This is a genomic window from Nitrosopumilus cobalaminigenes, from assembly GCF_013407145.1.
GTDB classification, from domain to species: domain Archaea; phylum Thermoproteota; class Nitrososphaeria; order Nitrososphaerales; family Nitrosopumilaceae; genus Nitrosopumilus; species Nitrosopumilus cobalaminigenes.
On record NZ_CP026993.1, the window covers coordinates 476,111 to 489,084 of the forward strand.

Genomic DNA, 12,974 nt, shown 5'->3' on the forward strand with positions numbered 1-12,974 from the left:
ATATGACTATTTATGTTCAAGGATGATTTTAGACTAGAATTTTATCCTGTAATTTTTAATAATTTCTTCATTGTATTTTTTGGCGTTTCTCCAAAAACAATTATCATTGCCTCTTTTCCAAAATCTCCTTTGTGAAAAATTACATCTGGCGGTGTTTTCAATTTTTTAATTGCATTTTTAATTCCCCATGCAACTGTTGAACCTTTATTTTTAATATCATTTGGTTCTTGAGTTCTATCATAACTAGATACTGTTAATTTTGATTTTCTAATTTTAGAGATTGTTGAATTTTGATATTTTAAATTTATTGCAGAATAAATTTGTGGAAATTTTTTATTCACTGTAAGTAGCGCGGTTGCAACATGTTTAGATCCTCCATATGTTAAATTACCTGCAACTATAACTTCATTTCCAGCTTTTACTATTCTTCCTGATAACCCTAAAATGTCCTTTGTAGATTTGGGGTTTTGTTTGGAGTAAACAAAATTTGTTTGGCATTCAGGAATATTTTTGTAAATATTTTTAATTTTTGTAAATTTGTTTATCGATTGGGATAATTCTAAATTTATTTTGTCTTTTTTCTGACTAGTTATTTTGATTCCTTTTCCTACTTTTTTTGCATTTTTGATTGAATCATAAGCAAATTCCTTTGCAAATTTTACTGATTCCCGAATTGTTTTCTTATTTGAAATGGCAAATATCATTGCAGCTGAATAACTACATCCACTTCCATGATTTATGCCACTAATTTTATCCCCTGAAATCTGATACTTTGCATTTTTCTCCAAAACAAAATCTGTCACCTTGTTGTTTTTCCCCTCAATTCCTGTGATGACTACATTCCTTGCTCCCATTTTTTGGATTCTTTTTGCAATTTTTTCAATGGTGTTTTTTGAATTAATTTTTGATTTTGATAATATTTCAGCCTCAAATTTGTTTGGCGTGATTACCGTTGCTAATGGAATGATGTATTTTTGAAAATCATCAATAGCTTTCTTTTCTATCAGTGCCCCTCCTGTAGTTGATTTGATTACTGGATCTACTACAATTGGAATTTTTAATTTTTTTAATTGTTGATAAATTGTTTTGATAATTTCTGAATTAAACACCATCCCAATTTTTATTCCATCTATTTGAAAATCTGTAATTACTGATTCGATTTGGTTTTTCAATACTTTGTTTGATAAAGGTTCAACCATCCCAAAACTTGATGTATTTTGACTTGTGATTGCAGTGATAACTGTTAATCCATATGCTCCAAATTCTGTAAATGCTTTTACGTCACTTTGGATTCCTGCACCTGAAGATGGATCAGATCCTCCTATGGATAATATGTTCATTAGATTTTCTTATTTTATAGCACTAATCTGTATTTCCATTTAATTTCAGTTATCTTGTAATATCTATTTTATACTTGAACAACTATCTTTTCATTGATGACGAAAATTCCTATGGTTGATGATACTGCCCCTGAAACATTACAATGTACAACTTGTTTGTTACCCATGCAATATCAAACGATTAAGGATGACAAATTTCTATGGCAATGTTTCAAGTGTGGTAAACAATATCTAATTTCAAAAAATATTGATGATACTATGGAAGAGAGTTGGAGTCCGCCACGATAATGGATGAATCTGAACTAGACTCTGTAAAATCTGAAAATAAAAAACTACGAAATTATATTTCTCTAATTTCAGCTGAAATAGAATTATCTCAAAGGTTGCATGAAATCAAACAAAATTTTACCCATTCTCCTGATTCTAAGCGTCTAACCGTGCCTATTTTGGATAGGATTGCGAGGATTAAATCAGAAAAATCCATTTTAGAAAACGAACTAAATCTTGACTAGTCTAAATGATTATGATGATGTTTCAGTTACACAATCGTTAGAACAAAACTCATCCTTCATACTGTAAAATTCTCTACCACAATGTCTGCATTCTCTAATTGTTTGCATGATGTGATATAGTCATTTATGACATAAAAGATCGATCATTCTTCTTAATATAGTGCTAAACTATTTTCTTGCGATCAACACTTTTCCTTATTTTCACGATTGTTTAAATCAGGTAAAAACATAGAATACGTTATGGCAACTCAAATGACTTCTGCTAGACGAGGAGTGGCTACTGACGAAATGAAACAAGTGGCAAAAGATGAAGACGTCTCACTTGATTGGTTAATTCCAAAAATTGCAAAAGGTTCTATTATAATTCCAAGTAATAATGTTAGACCACAAAAAATCCACAATGTTGGAATTGGTAAAGGTCTAAAAACAAAAGTCAATGTTAACATTGGAACCTCTACATTAAATGTAAACATTGAAGAAGAAGTTGAAAAAGCTAAAGTTGCAATAAAATATCATGCAGATACTATTATGGATCTTAGTGATGGAGGAGATGTTAAAAAAATTCGACAAACTCTTTTGGATGCTGCTCCTATTACTTTTGGAACTGTTCCAATCTATGAGGCATACAACTATGGAGTTGAAGTTCACAAAAACCCTTTGAATTTAACAGAGGATGATTATATCAAAGCATTTGAAAATAATGCAAAAGATGGAGTTGATTATACTACAGTTCATTGTGGAATTACTAAAGATATAGCAAAAAGAATTCTCAAAGTTCAAAGATATGGTGGTGTTGTAAGCAAAGGTGGCACAATAACTGCTGCATGGATGTTAAAACATGACAAAGAAAACCCATACGTTACTCATTATGATTACATGATGGAAATTGCCAAAAAATATGATGTGACATTTAGCCTCGGAGATGCATTAAGACCAGGCTCAATTTTGGACTCTCATGATGAATTACAAGTTCAAGAGATGATCAATATATCCAGATTAACTAAACGTGCACATGAACATGATGTTCAAGTAATGGTGGAAGGACCTGGGCATGTCCCATTAAATGAAGTTGCTGCCAATGTTAGATTGGCAAAATCTCTAATTGGTGATGTTCCATATTATGTTCTTGGTCCCTTGGTTACTGATGTAGCTTCTGGACATGATCATATTGCAAGTGCAATTGGAGCTGCTGTTTCTGCAAGTGAAGGGGTAGATCTTTTATGTTATCTAACTCCATCTGAACATTTGGCATTGCCAAATGCTGAGGAAGTAAAGGCTGGGTTAATTGCTTATAGAATCGCTGCCCATGCTGGAGATCTTGTAAAAATTCGTGACAAAGTTATCAAATGGGACATGGAGATGACTGAAGCTCGACGTACGTTAGATTGGGAAAAACAACTTGCATTATCTATAGATCCTGAAGAGGCAGCAAAAATTCATAGTAGAACAGGACAACATCCTGGCAATAATGTTCCTTGTACCATGTGTGGTGGTGCTTGTGTCTATATGATGTTGCCACAACAGAAAAAATATGATAAAGAAAATGAAAACCTACAACAAATTGAATAAAACTTTTTGAAGACTAGGTACGGTTTCATAATTTTCTAATTCTTCGATATCTATCCACTGGAAGTCGGAATTTTCCCAATTAAGTTTGATGGTTGGATTGTTAGATTCAAACAAAAATGGAAATATTTCCCATTCGTGATTTTTGTATTGTGGTGAGTTGATTCTCATTTCTTCAGCAGCTTTGATTAATGTGATTTCATCTTCTGTGATTCCAACTTCTTCAAAAATTTCTATCTTTGCTCTGGTAAGTGGCTCTTCGTTATTTTCAATGATGCCGCTAACTCCTGCCCATAATCCTTTCATGGATTTTACTTTATCACTTCTTTTGAGAATCAATAATTTTTCGTTATCTCTGATGAATGATGTAACAATCTTTGTTGAGCGCATTTCTGCTATTTTTCAACTGCTTTTACCATTTTTGTGAGTTTTTTGTAAGATTCATTGGTGTCAGTATGTTTGGCAAGTCTTTCTTGGCACTCTTTGATATAATTTACAACTTCCTCTGTTTTTGATTCTTGAACAGATGTTAGAAGTCTTCCAATATCTTTCCATAGTTCTTCTGCAACTCTACGAATCTCTGGATTTGCAATGATGGTTTCAATGAGTTCAGGTGATTCTGTCATGATACTTTCAGCTAATGTCTTTTGGACTCTGAAAGTTGTACCTGACATTTTTTCAGTGAGATTCATTTTTTCATCTTTTGAAATAATGTTTGCAAATACCAAATTCATTAAATGTGTTAATCCTAAAATCACTGCAATTTTTTTGTCATGCTCTGCTGCATCTATTGTAACAAAGTTTGCTCCTTCAAACAATGTTTTTGCAACTGTTAATTCTTTTTTAGCATCTTTGATTGGAACAGAAATTATGTTTTGACCTTTAATTGTTTTAACACCTGGACCAAACATTGGATGAATACAAATTGGATTAATTTTTGCTGGCATTTTTGATAATGATGAAACTACTTTTGATTTCTCTGATGAGATTTCAATAAGGTATGTTCCTCTTTTCATTTCTTTTGCAATTAATCTAATGATTTCTGGTGTTCTTCTTGTAGGTGTACATAATACTACATAATCTGCTTTTAGAATTCCTCCAACTAGTGACTCTGAAATTAAGAGTCCTTTGCCTGAAACTTTGTTTTCTGAATCATATCCTGTTACTTCAAAACCTGCATCCGCAAAATATTTTGTAAACCATTGTCCCATTTGACCTCCTGCGCCTACTACTGTGATCTTTTTCATTGATTATCACTCATAATGTCGCTTAGTATATTCATTCCCTCAACTAGTATTTGCTCATCTTGACATGCTGAGAGTCTGATAAAATTTTTGTAATCTCCAAAACCTTCTCCTGGGGCAACTGCTAACCCTTTCTCTAAAGTACTATTTGCAAATTGAACCCCGTCAAACCCTTCCTGATTTACTCTTGCAAAAATGTACATTGCTCCATCGGGATTGATAAAATCTAAGCCCATTTCACTTGCTTTTTGTGCCAACACATCTAGTCTGTTTTGTACTGTATTAGTATTGTTGGATATGTCTGCCTCTAAGGCTTTCATGGCTATGTATTGCATTGGTTCTGAGACGTTTGTAAGACATAATGCCTCTAATTTTGCCATTTTTTCAATAATTTTTGGATCAGCAATTGCATACCCTATACGGAATCCTGTCATTGCATGAGATTTTGAAAATGATTGAGTAACAATACTTTTTTCATAATTGTAACAAAGAATACTTTTCCAATTGGTTTTTGCATACTCTGAATAGATTTCATCACTTAATACAAACAGATTATTTTTTTTAGCAAGTTCGATAATGTCGTCTTGTAATTTTTCATCAAGTATTTTCCCAGTTGGATTGTTGGGATAGTTTAACACAATCATTTTTGTGTTGGAATTAATTGTGTTTTTGATTTGCTCTAGTGATGGATTCCATTTGTTTTCAAATGTGGTGTTGATGGTTCTAACTTTGATTCCTGAATTTAATGCACAATCCTTGTAGGCTGGCCATGCAGGCTCAATCACTATCATTTCGTCGCCTGGATTCAAGAGTGTTGTAATTGCAGTAAAAATTGAAAATCTGGCACCGGGACTAACTATGATGCTGTCCTCTTTAACATCTGCATTGAATTTTTTAGATGCATATTTTGCTAATGCATCTCTGAATGCTGGCATTCCTTTTACTTGACCATATTTTAGAAATCCTTTCTCAAAGACTTCTTCTAATGCATCTTTGACAATTTTTGGTGGCAAAAAATCAGGTTCCCCAACTTCCATATGGATTATTTTTTTCCCTTCTGCTTCTAGAGATTTTGCTTTTAAGAATATTGAAAGATGTGTTTGTTTGTTAGTTGATTGAACTTTGACTGATTCATTTAATAAAAAATTTAAAAATTTTGTAGCTATTGTTTCATCTAATCCCAAGTTCTCACAAAGTGAAATCACTTTTCCACGTAAACTGTCTTCTCTTGCCTCATCGGTGACTCCTTTGCCTATGTTTTTTTTAACTTCACCAATTTCTTTTGCAATATCCGTTCTAGTTTTTAGTAACTCTATCATTTTTAAAGTAACTTCATCCATCCTGTTACGAAGCTCGTTGATATCTGACATTTTCTTATAATGTTGGTTTGATTGCTCCTGAAAGTAGTGCATGATCTGCTATGGTTAATGCTACGAGAGAATCTACTACTGGTGGAGCTCTTGGTACTACACATGGGTCGTGTCTTCCTTTTACTTGAAGAATAGTTTCTTTTTTTGTTTTAATGTCGACTGTTTTTTGCTTTTGAGCAATAGATGATGCTGGCTTGAATGCAATTCTCATAGTAATTGGCATTCCATTTGATATGCCTCCTAGAATTCCTCCAGATCTATTTGTTTTTGTGACTATTTTTCCTCGTTTAACGGCATACAAGTCATTATTTTCTGAACCAAAAAGTTCTGAACCTGAAAATCCGGAACCGAATTCAATTCCTTTTACAGATGGAATTGAAAAAATTGCTTTACTCAAATCTGATTCTAGTGAGCTAAAAATTGGTTCACCTAAGCCAACTGGAACATTTGTTGTAACTGATTCAATTATTCCTCCAAGTGAATCTCCTTTTTTTCTAGCATTCAAAATATTTTCTCTCATAATTTTTGCAGTTTTGTTTTCTGGACAGCGTACTTCATTTTTATAAATTGAATTAATCATTTTTTCATTAAATTCCCTATCCATCTTTACTTTTCCAATTTGTGATGTAAAAGAATTTGTTTCAATACCTAATGTAACTTTGAGAAGTTTTCTTGCAATTGCTCCTCCCATGACATGAGTTGCAGTCAATCTTCCTGAAAATCTACCTCCGCCTCTATGATCATTATAGTGATTGTATTTTGTCATTGCTGGATAATCTGAATGACCTGGTCTGAGCTTTGTTTTCAAATTTTCATAGTCTTTAGATTTTTGATCACTGTTCCAAATCACCATTGTAATTGGAGCTCCTGTTGTATGTCCTCTAAATACTCCGGAGATGATTTCAACTACATCTCCTTCTTTTCTTTGAGTTGAGATTAAATTCTGTCCAGGCTTTCTAAGATCTAACATTTTTTGGATATCTTTTTCATCAATCTCTAATCCAGCTGGACACCCATCCAAAACTGCACCAATAGATTTTCCATGACTTTCACCAAAACTTGTTAAAACAAGACGCTGGCCAATAGAACTTCCCGGCAACACACTATCAAAGTTAATTGATGTTTATAATTCCTCATTCTGAAATTTTTTGAAAATTTTATTGTCTGGTTGATACTTTTTCGAATTCTCTTTATACCTGTTTAAAATTTATAAAAATATTGAATAAATTATGAAATAATTATAATATATTCTTAAATATAATAATTACATACATAATATATGCAAAATCGTGTAAATTATAATGAATAATTTGCGCGGCCCTGCGAAAAAGACATGTTATCTACGCAAAAGCGTTGTGAGTGAGGAGAATGCTTTTCACTCTATACAGGGTCGCGCCTTTTATCTCCCTAGGTGATTTTTTTAAAAAATAATTTTTACTGGATTTCTAAGTTTGCGCCCATTCGGTTCATCTCTTCTACAAAATTTGGGTATGACACTTGAACTGATTCTGGATCCGTTACAGTGCAATTCCCAACATACATTCCTGCAATACAAAATGCCATGAATAATCTGTGGTCTTCTTCAGAATTCAATTCAGCTCCTGAAATATTTTCAGATGCTTCTAAAATCAAACCATCTTCTTTTTCTTGAATCTTGATTCCTAGTTTTACAAGCTCCCTTGAAACAATTGCAATTCTGTCTGTCTCTTTCAATCTTGCATGTTTTACATTAAAAATTTCAATAGGACTAGATGATTTCAATGCCAAAATTGCTAGAGGTGGTAAAAGATCTGGTGAGTTACTCAAATCAAATTTTCCTCCACTTAGTTTTTCTGGTGTTTTGATTTTAATTTGTTCATCATCCATTGTAACTTGGACTCCTAACTGTTCGAGAAAATCTATGAAGACTTCGTCTCCTTGAGGTAAATTCCCAATGTTTCCTTTAATTGTAATGTCTTCTCCGTTTAAGACATTTGCAGAAAGCAAAAGTGCAAGACTTGAAAAGTCTATTGGTACAGTAAATGTACATTCTTTGTAGATTTGTGGAGATATGTTGTATCTTTTGTATGGGATAAGTGTTTGAACTGTTACTCCAAATTTTCTCATCGTTGAAATGGTTGCATCAAGATATGGTTTTGATACCAAATTCCCTTCAATAGTTAAATTGATTCCGTTTTCAGTTAATGGTGCACTAATTAATAATGCTGAAATAAATTGACTGGAAAAATTTCCTGGAATTTTGACTTCTCCTCCTTTTATTTTACCTTTAATTTTGATTGGTGGTTTTCCGTCCGTTGAACTACATTGGGCACCCATGCTTGATAGTGCATCTAATAGTGGCTGCATTGGTCTTTTTTGCAAACTTGCATCTCCTGTAAGTGTAATCTCCTCTGAAAATAAACTGGCAATCCCTGATGCTATTCTCATAGTAGTTCCAGAGTTCTCAGTATTGATTTCCGCTACTTTTGTGCCTATTTTTATGGGATTTTTGACAATTATTGTTGAATTCTCAAGTTTAATTTCTGCTCCAAATTTTTCACACGTTTCAATTGTAGCCTTTGTATCTGCTGAAAGCAATACGTTTTCTACGCTACTATTTTTTCCAGCAAGTGATGCAAGAAAAATCGCTCTATGGGAATAGCTTTTGTTTGGAGGACAAACTATTTGTCCTGAAATTTTTGATTTTTCAACTTTACACTTCATGAACTTCTGCCTTTTTGTTGCTTATTTTAGAAACTATGATGTGTCCTTCAAGTGTTGAAAATACTTTTTTCATTACTGCTTCATTTTCTTTTTTTGTTACTGCAGCTATTGATGGACCATTGCCTGAAACTGATGCTCCTAGTGCTCCTTTTTCAATTAAATCTGTAATAATTCTAGGTTCTGAATTTAAAATAGATGCTGTAGCTAACCCATTGATGATCATTGCTTCCCAATAATTTGCTTTTCTAGCTAACTCCCAAGCATTATCAAAAATTGATGAAAGTATTTTCAATTTTTTCAAATTTCCTCTCTTTCTATTTTTTGGAATAAAGATCACTGCGATAAGATTTGATGGCCCTTTTTCAAATTGAATTCTTTTTTTCTTTGCATTATCTGTTACATTAAATCCTCCGTAATAACATGAACATGCATCATCATATGCTCCGGTAATGCTAACTTTGGATTCAATTGATGCATCAACTCCTGCAAGTAAAATTTGTTGATCAGTAAATTTTGGTTTGAAAATTTTTGCACATGCCATAGCGATTGCTGAAGATATGGCACTTGAACTTTTTAATCCATATCCTGTTGGAATTTCTGAATCAAGAGTAATTGAGATTTTGTTTTGTTCTAAATCTTTTTTTGAAACTACTTTTTCAACTGTTTTATTGATTAGTCTAGAACTAAGACTCTTATTTTCAGACTGAATTGTGATTCCTTTTCCTGGGCTTGACTCAACTGTTGCTTCTACTTTCAATCCTATTCCTAAGGTTGCTCCTTTTTGGTTTGCAATTGCATTAACTAGTGAGACTGCACCATGGACGGTAGCCTTTGCTTTTGCCATCAAAATCCTCCTAACAATGCTTTTTTCATGGCATTATAAGGTGCTTCGATACCGTGCCAAATCTCAAATGCTCTGACTGCTTGGCCTAGCAGCATTTCATATCCGTAAATTATGATTGCCTTTTTTTCTTTGGCTTTTTTAATAAAATCTGTATTCATTGGCATGTACACAATATCATAAACAATTGTTTTTTCATTAATCCCTTCTAAAGAAATAACACTTGGTTCATTTCTAAGGCCTACTGATGTGGCATTTACAATGATGTCATAGTCTTTTGCTGTGTCTAAAACATCTTCAATTTTCATGGCATTTGCATCCAGACCAGTTGTTTTTGCAAATTCTGAAAGACTGGTTGCTTTTTCTAATGTTCTATTTGCAATGGTAATGCTTTTAGCTTTTTCTTTAGCAAATCCTGCAACTATTGCTCTTGCAGCTCCCCCTGCCCCAATAAGCAGAACTTTGGTGTCTTTAATTTTTAATTCCTTTTTCTTAAATGGTTCCAAGAAACCATCCATGTCTGTATTGTATCCTTTTAGAACTCCTTCTTTGTTTGAAACTGTATTTACTGCACCAATCAAACTGCATGATTCATCTATTTTATCTAAATATTTCATCATCTCTATTTTGTGTGGGATTGTAATGTTGAATCCATCAATTTTGATTTTTTTTAATCCTTCTATGCCTTCTTCTAATTCTCCTTTTGGAATTCTATATGCGATATATGAAGAGTCTAAATCCATTTCTCTAAATGCTGCGCTGTGGATATTTGGAGATAATGAATGATCAATAGGATCTCCAATTACTGCAAATGATTTACCCATCTTATTTTCTTGAGTAATATGATTGATTTAAACTCTCAACTGGATATGCTTATTTTTTTAAATTTGTAATTTTTTTGACTTCATCTACACTAAATTGTCCTGGAGCAATTGCTTTTCCTAGTGAAACGTAGGTGTATGGACTTCCTAAATACAGGCACAAAATCCTTGAAATTCTGCCATAATCTCCCATGGCAAATGCAATGAGATTATTTTTCCCTCTTTTACTATACAGTTCTAACATTCTAGTAGAATCGTCTGTTGATTTTGCAGTACTTACTATTTTTACATTTGATGAGAATTTTCCCATTTGATTTATTTTCTTTTTTAGTTCAGAAGAATTTGGTGTTTTTTTAAAATCATGCCATGATACCAATAATTTTGTCTTTGTTGTTTTCAAATATTTTACCAAATCTGAGTTTTTTTTTAGCGTATTAAATTCAACATCTAGTAGATATGGATTGTATTCTGCAATTAATTTAAGAATTGCAATTCTTTCCTTTTCATTCCCAGAAAATTTTCCGCCTTCTGTTTTTGGTCTTAGTGTGCAGACAATTCTATTAAGATTTTTTTTTATCAATTCTAATGCTTCTGGAATTTGTGAGATTTTCAAAAAATCTAATCTTACTTCTACAAAATCTGATTTTGAAAGTGCAATTTTTAATGTTTTTTTAGTTTTTGTTGGAGTTGTTTCTGCAATTGATACACATGTTTTGTATTTCATTTTTCTAAAATATATTCATCTGAAACTTCCATTCCAAAATGTCTACCTGTTGCAGGTTTTGAATGAACCATAACTGTATCTCCTTTCTTAAGATGGGTAACTGACACTAGTTGTCCATTTGATTTTACAAAGCGAATAGTTTCTGCATCTTGTGCGATAATTCCTCCTACTTCTCCTCCTACAGTTGCTTTAATCATCAACATTGGTCTTCTTTCAATCTTTGATCTTCCTACAGTTGCTCTTCTTGCTTTACCTTTGGAATTAAGAATTAAAACTTCAGAACCTGTTTCTACTTCTGAGAGATAGTTTGTTGTTCCATCTGGGGATAATGTGTAACAGTGAACTGCACCTGCATTTACTCTAAATGGTCTTGGTGATGTAAATGATGAACCAACTGATTCATTATGAACTAGAAATAGAAAGTTTGATCTACTTCCAATCAACATCCCTTCTCCTTTGTGAAGCATTGATGCTGTGTCTACGCATACTCGTTCTCCATCTCCTACCTCTTTGATTTCTGTAATCTTTGCAGGTTTCATATCGAAACTCTTTGTTCCCAAGTATATCATGACCTCTCTAACTTCGTTAATTGAGGATGTGCTAAAGATTACTCCATCTACCCCTACTTCTAAAATTGAAAACATTTTCCTGACTTCTTCAGGAGTACTTGCAATTGCAAAGATTTTGGTGTGAATTTTGTGTAGCTTGGCAATTATATTTTCTAAAGGAATGATTTTCCAATCTTTTACTTCAACTATGACAAAATCCAATCCTTTCTTGGCAATGTTTAGAACATTTTCAATATCTGAGTTTGATAAAATCTGAAACTTTCTTCCAACTTTTTTGCCTTTAGGCTTTGTTCCGTCCTTATCTAATACTACGTAATTTGCTGAACTTGATGGATATACTGTTTGAAGTTTGGTTTTTTTCTTGCCTAATTTTTTAGGGTCAAGATACACCATCTTAATTCCCTCATCTTCAAGCTGAGGCAAAAGTTTAGCCAATTGTGTCTGAGACACTTTGGGTGAAATTATTAATTCTCTAGTTTTACTCAATTTTTTTCAGTGCTTCCTTTGCTGTTCCTTTTCTGAAAATTATTTCAGCTAAAGCTTCTACCATTTTTTCAGGTGTCTTATGTGCAAAGATGTTTCTACCATATGTGACTCCTTTAGCTCCTGCAGTCATGGCGTCCTCAGTCATTTGAAGAATATCTAAATCTGTTTCTGCTTTAGGTCCACCTGCAATAACTATTGGAACTGGTGTACTCTTTACAATTTTTGAAAATGAATCAACATCTCCAGTGTATAATGTTTTAACAATATCTGCACCACATTCTGCTCCGATTCTTGCAACATGAGCTACAACTTCAGGGTCGTGTGGGTTTTTGATATTTTCTCCTCTCGGATACATCATTGCCAAAAGTGGCATTCCCCATTTGTGACATTGATCTGCTGTCATTCCGAGTTGTTCTAACATCTCTGGCTCTTCTTTGCCTCCAATGTTGATGTGTAATGAAACTCCATCAGCTCCCATTGCAGCTGCTTCTTTTACAGTTCCAGTAAGCATCTTACGATTTGGTGCTAATGATAATGATGTGCTACTTGAAAAATGTACTAAAATTCCTACTTTGGTTGGTTTTGGTAATGCTTTGATAATTCCTTTGTTAATAATTACACTTGTGAGTCCATGCCCTTCACATTTGTAAATTGTGTCTGCTGGGTTTTCAAGACCTTCAATGGGTCCATTTGAAATTCCGTGATCCATTGGAATACACAACATTCTTCCTTTTCTGAGAATTCGATTAAGTCTAATTTGATTTCCTGATACCATGATTTGATCTCGTTTTCGTGCCC

Annotated in this window: 14 protein-coding genes; 3 read left to right on the forward strand and 11 right to left on the reverse strand. The window is 33.1% G+C overall.

Annotation, left to right across the window (positions count from 1 at the left end; translation table 11 throughout):
* Positions 1-41: 41 nt before the first annotated feature.
* Complete coding sequence (gene thiD / locus C5F47_RS02845) at positions 42-1,340, reverse strand: bifunctional hydroxymethylpyrimidine kinase/phosphomethylpyrimidine kinase (protein ID WP_179361400.1); 1,299 nt, start codon at positions 1,338-1,340, stop codon at positions 42-44.
* 96 nt (positions 1,341-1,436) lie between these two features.
* Here thiD and C5F47_RS02850 point away from each other — a divergent pair, with 96 nt between their 5' ends.
* From C5F47_RS02850 to thiC, 3 genes are all read left to right on the forward strand, one after another.
* The gene (locus C5F47_RS02850; protein WP_179361401.1) at positions 1,437-1,628 is read left to right on the forward strand and encodes a hypothetical protein; all 192 of its coding nucleotides are present in this window, start codon (positions 1,437-1,439) and stop codon (positions 1,626-1,628) included.
* Positions 1,628-1,852, forward strand: coding sequence for a hypothetical protein (locus tag C5F47_RS02855; RefSeq protein WP_179361402.1), 225 nt, complete (start codon positions 1,628-1,630; stop codon positions 1,850-1,852). The genes C5F47_RS02850 and C5F47_RS02855 overlap by 1 nt, the downstream gene beginning before the upstream one ends.
* Before the next feature lie 240 nt (positions 1,853-2,092).
* Positions 2,093-3,421, forward strand: a complete 1,329-nt coding sequence (gene thiC, locus C5F47_RS02860) for a phosphomethylpyrimidine synthase ThiC (protein ID WP_179361403.1) — start codon at positions 2,093-2,095, stop codon at positions 3,419-3,421.
* Here the strand turns inward: thiC and C5F47_RS02865 are convergent.
* The 10 genes from C5F47_RS02865 to C5F47_RS02910 all read right to left on the reverse strand — a co-directional run bounded on the left by C5F47_RS02865 (position 3,404) and on the right by C5F47_RS02910 (position 12,951).
* Positions 3,404-3,808 (reverse strand): NUDIX domain-containing protein, encoded by a 405-nt coding sequence (locus tag C5F47_RS02865; RefSeq protein WP_179361404.1) that lies wholly within the window; start codon positions 3,806-3,808, stop codon positions 3,404-3,406. The genes thiC and C5F47_RS02865 overlap by 18 nt on opposite strands.
* Before the next feature lie 5 nt (positions 3,809-3,813).
* Positions 3,814-4,665, reverse strand: a complete 852-nt coding sequence (locus C5F47_RS02870) for a prephenate dehydrogenase/arogenate dehydrogenase family protein (RefSeq protein WP_179361405.1) — start codon at positions 4,663-4,665, stop codon at positions 3,814-3,816.
* Positions 4,662-6,032, reverse strand: coding sequence for an aminotransferase class I/II-fold pyridoxal phosphate-dependent enzyme (locus C5F47_RS02875; RefSeq protein ID WP_179361757.1), 1,371 nt, complete (start codon positions 6,030-6,032; stop codon positions 4,662-4,664). The genes C5F47_RS02870 and C5F47_RS02875 overlap by 4 nt, the downstream gene beginning before the upstream one ends.
* Before the next feature lie 4 nt (positions 6,033-6,036).
* Entirely contained in the window at positions 6,037-7,134 is a 1,098-nt protein-coding gene (aroC, locus tag C5F47_RS02880) for a chorismate synthase (protein WP_179361406.1), read from the reverse strand.
* A 332-nt stretch (positions 7,135-7,466) separates the two neighbouring features.
* Positions 7,467-8,735, reverse strand: a complete 1,269-nt coding sequence (gene aroA / locus C5F47_RS02885) for a 3-phosphoshikimate 1-carboxyvinyltransferase (protein ID WP_179361407.1) — start codon at positions 8,733-8,735, stop codon at positions 7,467-7,469.
* Complete coding sequence (locus C5F47_RS02890) at positions 8,725-9,579, reverse strand: shikimate kinase (protein WP_179361408.1); 855 nt, start codon at positions 9,577-9,579, stop codon at positions 8,725-8,727. The genes aroA and C5F47_RS02890 overlap by 11 nt, the downstream gene beginning before the upstream one ends.
* Positions 9,579-10,400 carry a shikimate dehydrogenase gene (gene aroE / locus C5F47_RS02895; protein WP_179361409.1) on the reverse strand — a complete coding sequence of 274 codons (822 nt, stop codon included), beginning with the start codon at positions 10,398-10,400 and terminating at the stop codon, positions 9,579-9,581. Before aroE ends, C5F47_RS02890 begins: the two co-directional genes overlap by 1 nt.
* A 49-nt stretch (positions 10,401-10,449) precedes the next feature.
* Complete coding sequence (gene aroD / locus C5F47_RS02900) at positions 10,450-11,121, reverse strand: type I 3-dehydroquinate dehydratase (protein WP_179361410.1); 672 nt, start codon at positions 11,119-11,121, stop codon at positions 10,450-10,452.
* A complete protein-coding gene (locus C5F47_RS02905) occupies positions 11,118-12,176 on the reverse strand; it encodes a 3-dehydroquinate synthase II domain-containing protein (RefSeq protein WP_179361411.1) in 1,059 nt (352 codons plus the stop codon). The genes aroD and C5F47_RS02905 overlap by 4 nt, the downstream gene beginning before the upstream one ends.
* Complete coding sequence (locus tag C5F47_RS02910) at positions 12,169-12,951, reverse strand: 2-amino-3,7-dideoxy-D-threo-hept-6-ulosonate synthase (RefSeq protein ID WP_179361412.1); 783 nt, start codon at positions 12,949-12,951, stop codon at positions 12,169-12,171. The genes C5F47_RS02905 and C5F47_RS02910 overlap by 8 nt, the downstream gene beginning before the upstream one ends.
* Positions 12,952-12,974 lie beyond the last annotated feature (23 nt).